A 16819-nucleotide genomic window follows, 5' to 3' on the forward strand; every position below is an offset into this window, starting at 1 on the left:
CGCCACCCCCGGCCAAACACATCCACCCACCCGGGCAGTTCGCTTGCCGGGCCGCCGGTTTTCGGGGTGGTCGGCTGACCAAGCACCTCCACCAACCCGGGCAGTTCGCTCGCCAGGCCGGCGGTTCCCGGGGTGGTCGGTTGGCCAAGCACCTCCATCCACCCGGGCCTTTGCTTGGCCGGGCCGCCGGTTCCCGGGGTGGTCGGTTGGCCAAGCACATCCACTCACCCGGGCAGTCGCTCGCCGGGCCGGCGGTTCTCGGGGTGGCCGGTTGGTGGCTGCGCCGGTGGGCGTTCGGGTGGCTGGTGGCCGGGCCGGCGGTTCCGGGGGTGGTCGGCTGGCCGGGCAGATCCACCCGCCCACTCGGGCATCCACCCGGGGCTCTTGCTCGCCGGGCCGGGGCGGGGCAGTTGGCCCCGCGCCCGGCCCAGCGGCTCCGCTCATCCGGGCTCCCGCGCGGTCCCGGTTCTGGGGGTGGGCTTAGTGGTCCCGGCGGGCGGCCAGGTGGGCCAGGCTCGCCAGTTCCGCCGCGGGGCGGGCCAGTGGGTCCACCGCCGCCAAGCGGTCGAGGGCCTGGGCCAGCAGGTCGTCGGCGTGGTTCCTGGCCCAGGCGCGGCCGCCCGCGGTTTCGATCAGGCTCGCGGTGTGGGCCAGTTCGTCCGGGGTGAGCGTGGTGGCGCTGTGGTAGATCGTGCTCAGCTCCACCGCCGCCGGGGACACCTCGGCGAGGGCGGCGACGACCGGCAGGGACTTCTTGCGGTTGGCCAGGTCCGAGTGGACCGGTTTGCCCGTGGTCTCCGGATCACCCCAGATGCCGAGGAGGTCGTCGGCCAGTTGGAAGGACAGGCCCATCCGCTCGCCGAAGACGCGCAGGTGGTTGACCTGTTCGGCGTCGCCGCCGCCGAACAGGGCGCCGAGGGCCGTTGAGCAGCCCAGGAGGGCGCCGGTCTTGCCCTCGGCCATCCGCAGGCACTCCTCGACACCCACGTCGAGGCGCTTCTCGAACGACAGGTCGGCGGCCTGGCCGTCCTGCACCGCCAGCACCGCGGCCGACATGACCCGCGCGGCCTCCTGCGCCTTGGGGTGCCCGCTCGCGGCGAGCACGTCGTAGGCCAGGGTGAGCAGCGCGTCGCCCGCCAGGATCGCCTGGCCGAGGCCGAAGACGGTCCACGCGGTGGGGCGGTGCCTGCGGGTGCGGTCGCCGTCCATCACGTCGTCGTGCAGCAGGGTGAAGTTGTGGACCAGCTCCACCGCCACCGCGGCGGGCAGGGCGGTGAGTGGGTCGCCGCCCACCGCCTCGGCGGCGAGGAACACCAGGGCCGGGCGCACCGCCTTGCCCGCGTCCGCGGTGGCGGTGCGCCCGTGCTCGTCCCACCACCCGAAGTGGTACCCGGCGATGCCGCGCATCGATTCGGGCAGACCGTCGACCGCGGCGCGCAGCGCCGGGTCGAGCAGGGTGCGGCTGTGCGCGAGCACCTCGCGCGCGGAGCGGTGACCGGGGCGCGCGTCGACAGTGGGCATGGTGTCCCTTCTCCAGGACTCTAGAGTCCGATTTGGACGTTCTCCAGGACGCCCAGCGCGTCCGGGACCAGCACCGCGGCGCTGTAGTAGGTGCTGACCAGGTAGGACAGCAGGGCCTTGTCGTCCACGCCCATGAACCGCACCGACAGGCCCGGCTGGTACTCGTCCGGGATGCCGGTCTGGTGCAGGCCGATGACGCCCTGGCTGGACTCACCGGTGCGCATGGCGATGATCGAGGTCGTGTTGTTCCCGCTGATCGGGATCTTGTCGCTGGGCAGCATCGGCACCCCGCGCCAGGACACCGCCTGCCTGCCGTGCACCTCGACCGTCGGTGGGTACAGCCCGCGCTTGGTGCACTCGCGGCCGAACGCCGCGATGGCCTTCGGGTGCGCCAGGAAGAAGTCCGACCGGCGCCGCCGCGACAGCAACTCGTCGAGGTCGTCCGGGGAGGGCGCGCCCTCGCGGGTGTGGATGCGCTGCTTGAGGTCGGCGTTGTTGAGGAACCCGAAGTCCGGGTTGTTGATCAGCTCGTGCTCCTGGCGCTCGCGCAGCGCCTCGATGGTCAGCCGCAGTTGCTGCTCGACCTGGTTCATCGGGTCGTTGTAGAGGTCGGCCACCCGGGTGTGCACCCGCAGCACGGTCTGCGCGACGCTCAGCTCGTACTCGCGCGGGGCCATGTCGTAGTCGACGAAGGTGCCCGGCAGCGGCACCTCGCCCTGGTGCCCGGAGGCCAGGGCGATCTCCGCCTCGCCCCACCGGTTCTGCGCGCCCGTGGACAGCGCCCGGTACGACTCGATGTGCAGGCCGAGCACCTCCGACTGCTCCTGCACGGCGAGGAAGTCGCTGCGCGAGAGGAACATCAGGATGCACGGCGTGTTCGCCTTGACCGTGTGGTCCCAGGTGGTGTCGCTGCCCAGCAGCGCCTTGTCGCCGAAGAACTGGCCGTCGGCGAGGATGTCGACCGCCGCGTCGTCGCCGTAGGCGCCCTCGGTGTAGCGGGTGACCTTGCCGTGCGCGATCAGGTAGATGCCGTCGGCGGCCCGACCGCCGGTGGTGATCACCTCACCGGCCTCCACCGTCCGCTGCTGGAAGCGGCCCGCCAGCACGCCGAGCACCTCGTCGTCGGGGAAGGTGCGCAGCAGGCCGATCTCGCGCAGCTCCGGCGGCACGACCGCCACGTCCGCGCCGGTGTTGGTGAACGACACGCGCCCGTCGCCCACGGTGTAGGTCAGGCGCCGGTTGACCCGGTAGGCGGCGCCGGGGGTCTCCACCCAGGGCAGCAGCCGCAGCAGCCACCGGGGGGAGATCTCCTGCATCTGCGGGACGGACTTGGTCGTCGTCGCCAGCTTGCGGGCCGCCGCGGTGCTGAGGGACTGCGGGGTGTACTGGTCTTCGGACTCGAGGAGACCGGTCACGCGTGGTACCGCCAATCTGGGCTCTGGGGAGGCGTGGGGACGCTGGAGGTGGACGGGGGCTTCGGTGCGCCGGGAACCCTCGGCACGTCGGGCTTGGCGGGCGGGTGGGTGCCCGTGGGTCGGTCAGCCGGGTTCGGCGTCCGCACCGGCGGCGTCGGCACCGACGTGCGCACCGTCCCGGCGCCCGCGGGCGGTCGCGGGGCGGGCGGGTGGAACGGCGGGCGCACCGCCGCGGCCTCCGGGTCCGTCGCCGGGACCGGGACCCCGGCGCCGCCGCTGGTGGCGGGCGGGCGCGGGAACAGCAGCGAGTACGGCGGCGCGTGGTCGGGGGCCCGGCCCGGCGGCGTCGGGGTGGTGGGCCGCCCGGGCGGCGTCGCCGGGTGGGGGGTGGCGGGATGGGACTGCTGTGCGGGCATGTCGCTCCTGGCGCTGGGTCGGGCGCGGGGCCGGTGGTCCCGGGTGGGACCACCGGCACCCGGCTAGAGACCGATCTGGACGTTCTCCAGCACGGCCAGCGCGTCCGGCACCAGCACGGCGGCCGAGTAGTAGGCGCTCACCAGGTAGGAGATGACCGCCTTCTCGTTGACGCCCATGAACCGCACCGACAGGCTCGGCTGGTACTCGTCCGGGATGCCGGTCTGGTGCAGGCCGATGACGCCCTGGTCGGCCTCGCCGGTGCGCATGAGCAGCATGGACGTGGTCCGGGTGTCCGACACCGGGATCTTGTTGCACGGCAGCACCGGCACCCCGCGCCACGACGGCACCTGGTGGCCCGCGATGTCGACGTTGGCCGGGTAGATGCCGCGCTTGCTGCACTCGCGGCCGAAGGCGGCGATGGCCCGCGGGTGCGCCAGGATCACGCCCGGGTTCTTCCACACCTTGGCCAGCAGCTCGTCGAGGTCGTCCGGCGTGGGCGCCCCGGTGCGGGTGTGGATGCGCTGGCGGGAGTCGGCGTTGTGCAGCAGGCCGAAGTCCCGGTTGTTGATCAGCTCGTGCTCCTGGCGCTCGCGCAGCGCCTCGATGGTCAGCCGCAACTGCTGCTCGACCTGGTCCATCGGCTGGTTGTAGAGGTCGGCGACGCGGCTGTGCACCCGCAGCACGGTCTGCGCGACGCTCAGCTCGTACTCGCGCGGGGCGTCCTGGTAGTCGACGAACGTGCCCGGCAGCTCCACCTCGCCGGTGTGGCCCGCGGACAGCTCGATCGGCTTCTCGCCGTCGCGGTTGCCCGCGTCGGACTCGGCGAAGGCGCGCAGGTGCTCGGCCAGCGCGGGGGAGCGCTCCACCAGGTTCTGGAAGTCCGCGCGGCGCACCGCGAGCACGGTGGTGTTGGTGGCGGCGCGGGCGGTGAAGTCCCAGATCCGCTCCTCCAGCAGGCCCCACTGGTCGAAGTAGTCGCCGTCGGCGACCACGCCCACCACCGCCTCCTCGCCGTACTGGCCCGCGGCGTGCTGCTCGACCCGGCCGTGCGCGATGACCAGGAACCGGTCCTCGGCGTGGCCCCACTCGACGATGGTGTCGCCCGCGGCGTAGGTCTCCTCGGCGAACAGGTTCGCCAGCGCGCCCAGGGTCTCCTCGTCGTCGAACTCGCGCAGGAACGCCAGTTCGCGCAGGTCACCGGCGATCACCCGGGACTGCGAGCCGCTGCGGTCGACGTCGATGCGGCCGTCGCCGACGACGTAGCTGCGCCGCTGGTTCACCCGGTAGGTGCCGCCGCTGACCTGCACCCACGGCAGGACGCGCAGCAGCCAGCGGGAGGTGATCTCCTGCATCTGCGGCACGGACTTGGTCGTGGTCGCGAGGTTTCTCGCCGCCGCCGTCCCCAGGGACTGCTGCGACGGCTGCGCGGCGGGGTCCAAGGGGTGCAGGGTCTCGGTCACAGCGGTACCGCCATTCCTGATCCGGATTTCACGAGGTGGGAGGAGTTGCCGACTGGTCGGCGCGGGTGGAAGCGGCCCCGCGGTCGCGCCTCGGCCGACCGGGTGTCCGGGTTTGTCCCTGTGCCCCAAACGTTCGACACCGACGGCGTCGAAGTTAGCACCGCTGATCGGGGGCCGGCAGTCCCCGAATGGGATGGTCGTGTCCCAACAAGCGGAATCAGATGTCCGACTTAGATCAACTCGGAGTGACCGCCGAGTGGATCTTTCACTCGATCCGTCCGGTCGCTGCGGCAAATGGGGTCAGGTGCCGCGTAACGCTGGTGACGGAGACGGCAGACTGGTCCAATGAACGGTTCGGTGGTCGTCCTCGGTGGCGGAAGTGAAATCGGTTCGGCTCTGGCCCGGCGGCTGGTGGTCGGCGGCGCGCGGGAAGTCGTGCTGGCGGCCAGGGACACCGGCGCCCTGGCGGAGCGGGAGCGGGAGCTGCGCGCGGCGGGCGCGACCCGGGTGACCTGTGTGGACTTCGACGCGGACGACCTCGCCGCGCACCCGTCCGTCCTCTCCCGGATCGTCGCCGAGCACGGCCCGGTGGCCACCGCCGTGGTCGCCTTCGGGGTGCTCGGCGACCAGTCCAGGGCGGAACGTGATGTCGATCATGCCCTGGCGGTCGTGCACACCGACTACGTGGCCCAGGTGAGCGTCCTGAGCCACCTGGCGAACCTGTTGCGGGCGCAGGGAAGCGGGGACGTCGTCGCGTTCTCGTCCGTCGCCGGGGTCCGGGTGCGCCGGGCGAACTACGTCTACGGCTCCGCGAAGGCGGGCCTCGACGGGTTCGCGAGCGGCCTGTCCGACGCGCTGGTGGGCAGCGGCGTCCGGCTGCTCGTGGTGCGCCCCGGGTTCGTGGTCGGGCGCATGACCGAGGGTATGGCACCGGCGCCCCTGTCCAGTACACCCGAACAGGTGGCGCGCGCGGCGGTCCGCGCCCTGGCCGCGGGCAAGCGCGACGTGTGGGTGCCGGGGGCGCTGCGCCCGCTCTTCTTCGGACTGCGCCTGCTGCCCCGGTGGCTGTGGCGGCGCATGCCCCGTTGAGGTGAATCCGATTCGCACTGTCGTGGGTGGACGCCCGGTTGCCGGGGTTGTCGGTGACCTGTTCTCAGCCGGTCAGCCACCGGTCGAGCGCGGTCACCACCCGGGGCCGGGCCCAGTAGCCGCTGTGGTCGACCGCGTCGGCGGCGGCGAACACCTCCGGCTCCCCGACCGGGAACGCCGACGCGCCGTTGGCGGCGAACACGCCGTCGGTGGGCACCACGAGGTCGTTGGGGGCGCTGCCGAACACCAGGTCGGTCAACCCGTCGCGGGCGCAGGCCAGCAGCGGCGCCCCGGGCGGCGGGTCGTAGTCCGACGCCACCGCCCGGTAGACCGCCGCGTGCGGGGCGGGCACGTTGAGCCGGGTGGTGAGGAAGTCGCCTGCGGGGTTCATCGACATCAGCCCCTCCAGCCCCTTGAGCACGCCCAGCGCCAACTGCTTGACCACCGTCAGCACCACGTCGAGCACGTCGGTGACCGCGTTGACGGGCACCAACTGGAGCAGGTTCGTCATCCGGTCGAGCCACCTGTCCAGGTTGTCCGGGTGCGCCAGGGCGGTGCCCGCGTTCGGGGTCGCCACCATCACCAGTGTCCGCACCCGCAGCCGCCCCGGGTCCAACCCCACCTCGCCGGGCAGCTCGCACAGCACCCGGCCCACCAGCCCGCCGCGCGAGTGCGCCAGGACGTCGACCTCCAGCCCCGCCCCCTCGGGCACCCGCTCCACCAGCTCCCGCGCGTTCACCACCGGGTCCACCGACAGCGTGCGGTGGTCGAAGGCCAGCACCCGCCCGCCGTAGCGCTCGTGCAACCGCAGCACGGCCTCCCGGGGCAACCCGCCGAAACCGGCGTGGCTGGAACTGGCGGTCCCGTGCACGAACAGCAGCGCGGGCCCCGCCGCCAACGCCGCCCAGTCCGGCCCGGACGGGTCCACCGGCTGCGGCAGCGCGTGGTCCTCAGGCGTGAACCGGCGCAGCCGCACCGGCCGGTACCGCTGCTCCCACCGGCTGACGAAGTACTCCCCGACCTCCCCGATGACCGGGTCGACCAGCGGGAACACCAGCACCTTCAACAGCTTCGACCCCAGCGCCCCCAGCAGCCCGCGCGACGGGTCCGCCCCCGGGTCCACCGGCGCCACCCGACGGGCGATCGTGTAGGAGCGCCGGTCGCCCCCGCGCGTGGCCACCTCCGCCGGGGTGATGTCGTCGGGCAGGACCCAGCTCAGCACCCCCTGCTCGTCCTTGGCGAGCACCACCTGCCCCAGCCCGGTCCCCGGCCCGGGCACCTCGAAGCGCACCCCCGGCCCGCCCGCGGCCGTCGACCGGGTCGCCCCGGAGGCCAGCTCGGGCACCTCCACCGGGTCCAGCAGCTCCACGGTCAACTGCTCGTCGAAACCGTTGCGCGCCAACGCCGACAGCAACTCCGCCGAGGCCGCCTCGGCGCCGCGCATGCCCGCGCCGCCCGCCGGGTGCACCTCCACCCGGCCGATCAGCCCCGGTGAGCTGACCACCACGTCCCCGATCCGCACGTCCGTCCCGTCCGGGCGCAGGTCCTCAGCCATCGCGGTCCTCCTTCACAGGTGCAGGGCGAGTCGCGGGTGCCCGAAGAACTGGTACGCCATGGTGGTCGCGGGCTTGCCCTCCCGGGTCCGCCGGTCGACCCCCGCCCGCAGCCCCCGCAGCACCTCGGCGGCGGGCAGCCCGCGGTAGGCCGCCGCGTAGAACGCCTCGGCCAACTCGCTCGCCGCCACGTCGTCGACGTTCCACAGTGGAGCGACCACCCCGCACGCGCCCGCCGCCAGGAAGGCCCGCGCCAGCCCGGAGTAGTCACCGAGCACGGTACCGCCCGCCCCGACCTGGCAGGCGTTGAGGAAGACGAAGGGGTGGCCGGTGAACGACATCGCCGACACGTGCTCCGGGCTGAGGAACCGTGGCACCAGCCGGTTCGGGTCGGCCGGTGCGGGGGCCAGCAGCACCAGGCCGTCCTGGGCGTTGTCCGGGTCGAACTTGCCGTGCAGCGCGAAGTGCACCGCCCGCGCGGGCGGCCCCGACTCCAGGAAGTCCAACACCGCCGAGTGCAGCGGCGCCACCTCCGCGCACGGCGGGTACGCCGCCGCCAACCCCGCCGCCTCCGCCTCGGCACTGGGCAACCGGCTCCAGCCCGGCACCCCCTCGTACCGGGCCGTCACCACCGCCCGCCCCGCCCCCGAAGCGCGCACCGGCGGCGTCGGCCGCGGTCGCCGGGTGTCCAACACCCACCGCCCCAGCACCACCTGGGCCCCCAGGAACGGACTGCGGTCCGGCTCGGGTTCGCCCAACACCGCCAACTCCCACGGCACGTGCGGCTCGGCGCTGAGCAGCAACACCGACGGCGGCGCCGGGGCCCGCGCCGCCACCACCGCCCGGATCGCGTCCGCGACCGGCACCGGCACCTTGTCCCCGATCTCCCGCCCCAACCCGACCAACGTCAACACGGCGTCCCGCGGATCGGCCACCGACCCCATCTTCAACCGCACCGCCCGGGCCAACCCGGCCGGATCGTCCCCGATCCCCACCCGGTGCGGCCCCGGCGCCCCCACCACCCCCGCCAAGGGGGACCGCGCACTCCACAACAACGTCTGCCCGCACACATCCGCCCCGCGCTCCACCACGACCACCAGGTCCGGCGCGTCAGCCGCCAACAGCGGCCCGAGGTCCAGGCTGTCCCCGTCGACGAGGTCCAACCGCTCCCCGGGCCCATCGGTCACCTGCACCGTGCGCGACCCGTACCCGCGCAACGCCCCACCGACGAAGTACGCCGCCCCGATCTCCCGCCGCACCCCCAGGTCCACCCCGGCCAGCGCCCGCACCCGCAGACTGATCCGGGGGAACGGGTTGGTGCCGGTGGCCGCCAACGTCACCGGGTTCGCCCACCCCACCGGTGCGAACGCCACCGGGTCGAACATCACGGTCACCTCGATCAGCACATCCCCGGCGGGTACCCGCAGCGACCCGGTGCCGGTCACCTCCGCCGAGGGCTCGGCCCCGATGCCCACCACGAGGTCGAACTCCGTGTCGGTCGGCACCACCTCCGGCGCCGCCACCACGGGCCAGGCCACCCGCTCCGCCCCGGCGCCGCGACCGCCGGACGGTGCGCACGGGTCCACCCTGTCCGCAGGTGGGAAGGCCTGGCCATACCCGCCGTTGGCGGGAGGTCGACCACCACTCCCCTGCTGGGGGGCGTGGTCGTGGTCACCCGGGTCCTCGTCGACCGGCGTCCAGTGTCCGGTGCTGTCCCGGGGCTGGTCGGGCAGATCGGCGGGTTCCGGGGTCGGGTGGGCGGGCCGGGTACCGTCGAGCACATCGGCCAGCAGCTCCGCGGCCAGCAGACCCGCCAGGTCGTCGGTGAGCAGGGGGAGCAGGCCGCGGTAGAGGGTCCGCCGCGGTGCCGGGCCCAGCAGCGCGGCCACGTCCCCCGTGCTCAACCCGGTGTGCGTGGTCAGCCAGAGCCGGGCCAGCGCTCCCACCGGGATCGCGCTCGGCGTCAACCGGCCGACCACGGCGGTGATGGCCGCGCGGTCCCACCGGTCCGGCTCACCCGCCAGGAGTTCGGCGGCCTCGTCCTCTGACAGCAGGCGCAGGTCTTCGGCCAGGCTGTCGAAGTCGGTCCCGGCGATCAGCCCGCGCCGCAGGCGCCGGACCCGCTCCGGGTCCGGCACCCACCGCGCCGGAGCCCCCCGGCCCAGCGCGGCCAGGGCGTCGCCCACCGCGGCCACCGCCTCCGCGCGGCGGGTCGGGTCCCGCAGCAGGGCGGGCAGGTTCGCTGTCGACATCGCACCCCCCGGTACACCGTATGTCGTCGGCCGGGGTCGATTGTGGCACCCGGCCGCCCCGCCCCGACGTGCTTCCCGCCGACTGGCCGTGCGAAGCTCTGGACATGCGCGGGTTCTCGGGTGTGCGGTGGTGCCGGTGGTCGACGCACTGACCTCCGTGCTCAACTGGGTCGCCCTCGGTGCCGCGCTGTGGGCGCTGGTCCTGGTCGTGCTGCTCCGACCGCCACTGCCGGGCCGCCCGGACGGGTGGGCCTACCTCGGGCTGCTGGTGCTGCTGGAACTGGGCCTGCTGGCGCAGGCGGTCGTCGGCTTCGTGAACCTGGCGACCACCGACCGCGACGTCGAGGCGCTCACCTTCGGCGGCTACCTGCTGGGCGCGCTGCTGGTGCTGCCGATCGCGGTGTTCTGGGCACTGGCCGAGCGCACCCGGTGGGGCATCGCGGTCCTGGTGATCGGCTGCCTGGTGGTCCCGGTGCTGAACCTGCGACTCGACCAGGTCTGGGCGGCGGTCCCCGGTGTCTGACCCCCGACCCGACGCGCACCCGGCTGCCGAGTCCGGCGCCCGACCCGACGCGCACCCGGCCTCTGAGTCCGCTCCCCGACTCGATGCGCACCCGGGTTCCGAGTCCGGCCTCCGCCCCGAGGCGCACCCGGCTCCCGAGGCCAGCTCCCGACCCGACGAGCACCCGAGTGCTGAGTCCGACCCCGGACCTGGGGCACGGCTTGCCCTCGAACCCGATCCCCACACCCCCTCCCACCCGACCCCCGAGCCCGCGCCGAGCGCCGAGCCGCACGGGCAGGCCCGGCCGGGGCTGCGGGCGGCCACCCGCAGCGGCCCGGGCCGGTTGCTGATCGCCGTCTACGCGTTGTTCGCCCTCGCCGCGTGCGCGCGGTCGGCGGTGCAGCTCGGCACCCACTTCGACCGGGCCCCGCTGGCCTACCTGCTCTCCGCCCTCGCCGCCGTGGTCTACGTGGTGGCGACCGTGGGGCTCGTGCGGGGCTCGGCGGCCTCGCGCCGGGTGGCGGTGGTGTCCTGCACCGTGGAGTTGGTGGGGGTCGTGGCGGTGGGCGCGTTCAGCCTGCTCGACCCGGCCGCTTTCCCCGATGCGACCGTGTGGTCGCTATTCGGGCGGGGTTACGGATTCGTCCCGCTGGTGCTGCCGGTGCTGGGTCTGCTGTGGATACGGCGCAGCGCCGCCATCGCGGGCGCGCATTGACCCCGAAGGTGCCGCCCCGGCGTGTTCGATCGCATTGGTCCTGTCGCAATTAGGTCTCGGATTGGCTGCCGTTGAATTCCCGGCGTCACTCGGTTGGGTTAATCCGAGGTGTCGGAAAAGTGTCCGCTCCGGGTCCGCGGGTGCCGTTCGGGAGGGTCGCCGAGCGGTGGTGCGGGTTCGGCGGTGTGCGTCCCGGGCTCACCTTGGCCTCCTCAACTGCGACTACTTAAGGCACTCTTGAGGTTACGGTTGGTGACTCACCAACCGTAGCGAACATGGCCAGTGACTACCCTTCGGCGTCGTGACCTATTTCGTCCATTGCGAAAAGTCCTCGGCCATGGGAAGAGGCGGGCAGCCGGATACCCCCTGCGGGCCCAGCCGGATGGGCCGAATGGGCCACTGCGCGGGTGCGGTCACCTCCGGGAATCGCATTGTTCATCGAGTCAATTGGCAAAGCTTCCACAATGGCCGTCGAAGCCGTTAGATTCATCCCGGACGGTGGGGGAACGGAGAAAAACCGTCACACTGCGTGACTGGCGACAGAGTTCCCACCGTGCACGCGGATGGGACGCGCGGGAGAAGCGGAGAGGCAGACCATGGCGCTGGTCGAACGGCACGAGGAACTCGGCACACTCACCCGGCTCTACGCCGAGTGCATCCGGGGCAGGGGCCAGGTCGCGCTCGTCAGCGGCGGTGTCGCCAGCGGCAAGACCGAACTGCTGCACACCTTCGCCGAGCACGTCGCCGCCGCGGGGGCCGTGCTGATGACCGCCACCGGCTCGCGGGCCGAGCGGACGCTGCGCTTCGGCGTGGTCCTGCAACTCGCGCAGAGCCCGGCGATCCCGGTCGAGCTGGCCGAGGACGCCACCCGCCGGGTCCGCGCCCAGCAGGCCGAGCCGGTCGAGGACCCGAACGCCCTCGGCCGCGCCGGGGCCCGGCTGCTCGACACCCTCTGCGCCACCCTGATCGAGCTGGCGAAGAAGCAGCCCGTGGTGATCGCCGTCGACGACGTGCAGTTCGCCGACGGCGCCTCGCTGGAGGCCCTGCTCTACTTACAGCGGCGGATGCGCTTCGGCCGCGTCCTGGTGGTGCTCACCGAGTGGGCCCAGCCCCGCCCCACCCAGGCCGTGTTCCGCGCCGAGGTCACCCGCCAACCCAACACCTCGCAGCTTCGGCTGTCCCCGCTGTCGGCCGAGGGCGTCGCCGACCTGCTCGCCGACCGGTTCGACCCGGCCACCGTCGCCGCCCTCGCCCCGGTGCACCACGCCATCAGCGGCGGCAACCCGCTGCTGGTCAACGCCCTCGCCGAGGACCACCGGGCCGCGCTGCGCGCCGGTGCCCGCGCCGGGGAGCCCGACGTCGCCGTGGGGCCGGAGTTCGCCGCGGGCGTGCTGGCCTGCCTGCACCGCGGGGAACCGGCGATGCGCCAGGTGGCCCGCGGGCTCGCCCTGCTCGGCGACGCCGCCACCCCGGCGCTGCTCGGCGCCCTGCTGGAGATGACCTCCGACGCCGCCGCGCAGGCGCTCGACGTGCTGGAGCTGGCCGGGCTGCTGGACGCGGGCCGCTTCCGGCACCCGGTGGCCAAGACCGCAGTGCTCGACGGCATGGCCACCGCCGACCGCGCCGACCTGCACCTGCGCGCCGCCCGGCTGCGGCTGCGCGACGGCGCCCAGGCCGCCGACGTGGCCGCGCACCTGACCGCCGCCGCCGACCTGGACGCCCCGGTCGAGGGGCAGTGGGCGGTGTCGGTGCTGCGCCACGCCGCCCAGGAGGACCTGGTCGCCGACCGGCTCGCCCCCGCGCTGCGCGGCCTGGAACTGGCCGCCCGGATCACCCGCGACGACGACGAGCGCGCCGACCTGATCACCCTGCTGCTGCGGGTGGAGTGGCGGCGCAACCCCTCCGCCGCCGCCCGCTACCTGGGTCCGCTGCGCGCCGCGCGCACCGCGGGCAGGCTGACCCCGCGCAACCGCCTGCACCTGGCCAAGTTTCTGCTCTGGTACGGCCACACCCGCGAGCTGTCGGAAACCCTGGCCGAGCTGTCCGGGTCCGCCGCGCACGCCCCCGCCACCGGCCAGGCCGGGTTGGCCCTGCGCTGGCTGGAGTTCCTGCACCCGACGGTTGTCCCCGCGGTGCCCGCCCCCCGGGTGGCCGGGGTGATCGCCGACCCGTGGTCGCGGGTGTCGGCGATGCTCGAACGCATCCGCGGCGGCGGCGCGCGCACCGAGATCGTCACCGCCGCCGAGCAGATCCTGCAGAGCTGCCGCCTCGGCGAGCAGACCCTCGGCTCGCAGCTCTCCGCGCTGGTGGCGCTGGTCCTGGCCGACCGCAACGACCGGGCCGCGTACTGGTGCGACGCGCTGCTGGCCGAGGCGACCGGCCGCGGCGCCGACACCTGGCTGGCCGTGCTGGGCGCGATCCGCGCCGAGGTGGCGCTGCGCCAGGGCGACCTGCCCGCCGCCGCCGAGCGCGCCCAGGCCGCCATCGACCTGCTGACCCCGCAGGGGTGGGGCGTGGCGATCGGCGTGCCGCTGTCGGTGCGGGTGGCCGCGGCCACCGCCATGGGCGAGCACGAGCTCGCCGCCACCCTGCTGCGGACGCCGGTGCCGGAGGCCATGTTCCAGACCCAGTTCGGCCTGCGCTACCTGCACGCCCGCGCCGGGCACAACCTGGCCACCGGCCGCGCGCACGCCGCGCTCGCCGACCACCAGCGCTGCGGCGCGCTGATGGCGCACTGGGACCTGGACCTGCCGACCCTGGTGCCGTGGCGCGCAGGCGCCGCCGCCGCGCACCTGGCGCTGGGCAACCGGGACGCGGCCCGCGCGCTGATGGCCGAGCAACTGGCCCGGCCCGGCTGCGACGGCCCGCGCACCCGCGGCCAGTCGCTGCGCGTGCTGGCCGCCGCGGCCACCGCCGACCGGCGCACCGCGCTGCTGCTGGAGTCGGTGGAGGCGCTGCACGCGGGCGGCGACCGCTACGAACTCGCCCGGTCGCTGCTGGCGCTGAGCCACGCGCACAACGCCGCGGCCGACTGCGACAAGGCCCGCACGGTCGCCCGCCGCGCGGCCCAGCTTGCCAAGGGCTGCCAGGCGGAGCCGCTCACCCGCGAGCTGCTGCCGGGACGGGAGGCGGACGTGCCCGAACAGACCACGGACCGGCGGACGGCGGACACGGCGGTGCTCGACCTGCTCAGCGACGCCGAGCGCCGGGTCGCGGTGCTGGCCGCGCTCGGGCACACCAACCGCGAGATCGGCGGCAAGCTCTACATCACCGTCAGCACGGTGGAGCAGCACCTGACCCGGGTCTACCGGAAGCTGAACGTCAGCCGCCGCACCGACCTGCCCGCGGGCCTGCCGCAGCAGCTCCTCGCCTCCGCCGCGGCGGAGGAGAACTGAGCGGCGGGCCCGGTCGACGCAGCCGATCGGCGGTGTCGACCGGCTGTGCCACCCCGCCGGGGTCGTGACCGCCGGGTGGGCCGGGAGTGACCCCGGCCCACCCGGCGGCCCCTCAGTCGGCGGTCGCCAGGCTGTTCTCGATGTGCCGGGAGATGCGGTCGATGACCTGCGGCACCACGGCGTTGAGGTAGAAGTGCCCGCCGGGGAACACCTCCAGCGTGAACGGCCCGGTGGTGTGCTCGGCCCAGCGCGCCGCCTCCTCCGGGGTCACCTTCGGGTCGCTGTCACCCACCAGCGCCCGGATCGGCACCGACACCGACTGCCCCGGGGTGGGCCGGTAGGTCTCGGCGGCCTTGTAGTCGGCGCGGATCGACGGCAGCACCATGCGCAGCACCTCGTCGTCGTCGAGCAACTGCGACTCGGTCCCGTTGAGCCGCTTGATCTCCGCGATCAGCCCGTCGTCACCGCTGAGGTGCACCCGCTCGTCGCGCACCGCGTTCGGCGCCCGCCGCCCGGAGACGAACAACCCGGCCGGGACCACCCCCCTGGCCTCCAACCGGATCGCCAGCTCGTAGGCCAGCGAGGCGCCCATGCTGTGCCCGAACAGCGTCAGCGGCTTGTCCGCGAACGGGACCACCACGTCGACCAGCGCGTCCGCCAGCGCCTGCACGCTGTCGAGGCACGGCTCGTGCCGCCGGTCCTGCCGCCCCGGGTACTGCACCGCGAGCACCTCCACCCGGGGCGCCATCGCCCGCGACACCGGGAAGAAGTAGCTCGCCGAACCGCCCGCGTGCGGCAGGCACAGCAGGCGCGCCGCCGCGTCCGGGGACGGGTGGAACCTGCGCACCCACAGCTCGGTCGTGTCGGTCGCTGCCATGTCGGATCGGTGTCCCTCCGCCGTCCTGGAAAGTGCCGTTCGGGAAAGCCCGCGCTCCACCGGGAGCAGCTCCCATGGTGACCCGGAAGTCCGCCGCGGTGGGCGAACTGCCGCGGGCATGTTGGTGATCAGCGTCACCCGGCCCGTGCGGACCGCGCCCACCCCGGCCGACTGTTCCAGCGCGGGCGCGGGCCGACAACCCCCATGTCCACCCCTACCGCGGCACACGCGGTTGTCCTATCGGTACGAAGAACACGCCCGCCCGCGCGCCGGTAGGGGTGACCGCCGGTACCCCTAAAACCCCCTGACCGCCGGGTTTTCACCGACGTGCCGCAGGATGCGCGGTGTTGTCGAGCGAAGCTCGCCGGGTGCGGGGTGGTCACGGCTTCTCCGGACTTGCGGACCGGGAGTACATTTCCCAGGCCGTGCACCGCTCGCGGGGTGGAGGGAAGACCGGATGGCGCTGGTCGAACGCCGAACCGCCGGGGCCGGTCTGGCGCGCGCGCTGGCCGAGAGCGCCGCGGGCGCGGGCCGCTTCGCCGCCGTCACCGGCGCACTCGCCTGCGGCAAGACCACGCTGCTCGCCGACTTCGCCGACCACGCCCTGGAATCCGGCGCACTGGTGCTGACCGCCACCGGCTCGCGCGGCGAACAGGACCTACCGCTCGGCGCGGTCCGCCAACTGGCCGCGGGCCTGCCGGACCCGTCCACGTCCCGCTTCGTCGAATCCACCCTCGCCGCCGCCGCCCGAGGCCCGGTCGTCCTCACCGTCGACGACGTGCAGCACGTGGACGCGGAATCGCTCAACGTCCTCACCGCGCTGCGCGGCCGCTCGGCCGCCGCCCCGGTCCTGGTCGTCCTGGCCGAACGCGAACCGGTCTCCGGCACCGACCTGGTCCGCACCGCCGACCACCGGGTCCGCCTGGCACCCCTGTCCGCCACCGGCGTGGCGGAGCTGATCGCCCGCAGCACCGGAGCACCCCCCGACCGCGCCCACGTGGCGGCCCACCACCGGATCAGCGGCGGCAACCCGGTCCTCCTGCACGCCCTCCTCGCCGACGCCCCCGCCGAACCCGGCCACGGCACGGCATTCCGCCAGGCCGTCCTGTCCTGCCTGCACCGCTGGGACGACGGCGTCCCCGACCTGGCCAAGGCGGCGGCGGTCCTCGGCAACCAGGCCCTCCCCGGCCTCATCGCCGACCTGGCGGGCACCACCAGGTCAGCGGTGGCGACCATGACCGGAGCCCTGACCTCGGCGGGCCTCATGTCCGGCGGCCGCATCGCCCGCACCGCCGTGCGGGAAGCGGTCCTGGGCGCCCTCACCGGAGAAGAACGAGCGGACCTGCACCACCGAGCCGCCGCCCTCCTGCACGACCGGGGCGCCTGCCCCACGGAGGTCGCCCACCACCTGGTCGCCGCAGGCCGCACCGACCACCCCTGGGCCACCGACGTCCTGCACACCGCAGCAGCCACCGACGACGGCCCCTTCGCCGTCCGCTGCCTGGAACTGGCCCTCCCGACCTCCCCCACCCCCCAACGAACCGCCGACGCCCTGGCCGCCGCCGAATGGCGCTACAACCCCGTCCCCCGCCCCGACACCACCTTCCCCGAATCCCCCACCGC

General features: G+C 74.1%; 12 protein-coding genes. 6 read left to right on the forward strand and 6 right to left on the reverse strand.

What is annotated here, in order from left to right; translation table 11 throughout:
- Positions 1–480 precede the first annotated feature (480 nt).
- Together UO65_RS04465 and UO65_RS04470 are read right to left on the reverse strand one after the other, a co-directional pair.
- Positions 481–1521, reverse strand: a complete 1041-nt coding sequence (locus UO65_RS04465; protein ID WP_035279010.1) for a family 2 encapsulin nanocompartment cargo protein polyprenyl transferase — start codon at positions 1519–1521, stop codon at positions 481–483.
- A gap of 20 nt (positions 1522–1541) precedes the next feature.
- Positions 1542–2936, reverse strand: a complete 1395-nt coding sequence (locus tag UO65_RS04470; protein ID WP_035279012.1) for a family 2B encapsulin nanocompartment shell protein — start codon at positions 2934–2936, stop codon at positions 1542–1544.
- A gap of 33 nt (positions 2937–2969) precedes the next feature.
- Here UO65_RS04470 and UO65_RS04475 point away from each other — a divergent pair, with 33 nt between their 5' ends.
- On the forward strand, positions 2970–3419 hold the full coding sequence (locus UO65_RS04475; RefSeq protein ID WP_035279014.1) for a hypothetical protein: 450 nt from the start codon (positions 2970–2972) through the stop codon (positions 3417–3419).
- Here the strand turns inward: UO65_RS04475 and UO65_RS04480 are convergent.
- Entirely contained in the window at positions 3416–4813 is a 1398-nt protein-coding gene (locus UO65_RS04480) for a family 2B encapsulin nanocompartment shell protein (RefSeq protein WP_035279016.1), read from the reverse strand. The two genes, UO65_RS04475 and UO65_RS04480, sit on opposite strands and share 4 nt — an antisense overlap.
- A 345-nt stretch (positions 4814–5158) precedes the next feature.
- Between UO65_RS04480 and UO65_RS04485 the strand changes: the two genes are divergently transcribed.
- Positions 5159–5902, forward strand: coding sequence for an SDR family NAD(P)-dependent oxidoreductase (locus UO65_RS04485; RefSeq protein WP_035279018.1), 744 nt, complete (start codon positions 5159–5161; stop codon positions 5900–5902).
- Between the two features lie 64 nt (positions 5903–5966).
- On the opposite strand, the gene UO65_RS04490 is transcribed toward UO65_RS04485, so the two are convergent.
- The gene (locus tag UO65_RS04490; protein ID WP_035279019.1) at positions 5967–7457 is read right to left on the reverse strand and encodes an esterase/lipase family protein; all 1491 of its coding nucleotides are present in this window, start codon (positions 7455–7457) and stop codon (positions 5967–5969) included.
- 12 nt (positions 7458–7469) lie between these two features.
- The gene (locus UO65_RS38810) at positions 7470–9707 is read right to left on the reverse strand and encodes a CHAT domain-containing protein (protein ID WP_035279021.1); all 2238 of its coding nucleotides are present in this window, start codon (positions 9705–9707) and stop codon (positions 7470–7472) included.
- Positions 9708–9843: 136 nt separating this feature from the next.
- Here UO65_RS38810 and UO65_RS04500 point away from each other — a divergent pair, with 136 nt between their 5' ends.
- The 3 genes from UO65_RS04500 (at position 9844) to UO65_RS04510 (ending at position 14319) form a co-directional block, all read left to right on the forward strand.
- On the forward strand, positions 9844–10230 hold the full coding sequence (locus UO65_RS04500) for a hypothetical protein (RefSeq protein WP_052020695.1): 387 nt from the start codon (positions 9844–9846) through the stop codon (positions 10228–10230).
- The gene (locus tag UO65_RS38915; RefSeq protein ID WP_411431344.1) at positions 10223–10924 is read left to right on the forward strand and encodes a hypothetical protein; all 702 of its coding nucleotides are present in this window, start codon (positions 10223–10225) and stop codon (positions 10922–10924) included. The genes UO65_RS04500 and UO65_RS38915 overlap by 8 nt, the downstream gene beginning before the upstream one ends.
- Before the next feature lie 596 nt (positions 10925–11520).
- Positions 11521–14319, forward strand: coding sequence for an ATP-binding protein (locus tag UO65_RS04510; RefSeq protein ID WP_035279023.1), 2799 nt, complete (start codon positions 11521–11523; stop codon positions 14317–14319).
- Between the two features lie 112 nt (positions 14320–14431).
- On the opposite strand, the gene UO65_RS04515 is transcribed toward UO65_RS04510, so the two are convergent.
- Positions 14432–15196 carry a thioesterase II family protein gene (locus UO65_RS04515; protein ID WP_035279025.1) on the reverse strand — a complete coding sequence of 255 codons (765 nt, stop codon included), beginning with the start codon at positions 15194–15196 and terminating at the stop codon, positions 14432–14434.
- Between the two features lie 457 nt (positions 15197–15653).
- Between UO65_RS04515 and UO65_RS04520 the strand changes: the two genes are divergently transcribed.
- On the forward strand, positions 15654–16819 hold a 1166-nt coding region (locus UO65_RS04520), incomplete at its 3' end, for an AAA family ATPase (protein ID WP_035279027.1).

Origin of the sequence: Actinokineospora spheciospongiae, from assembly GCF_000564855.1 — a bacterium.
GTDB classification, from domain to species: Bacteria; Actinomycetota; Actinomycetes; order Mycobacteriales; family Pseudonocardiaceae; genus Actinokineospora; species Actinokineospora spheciospongiae.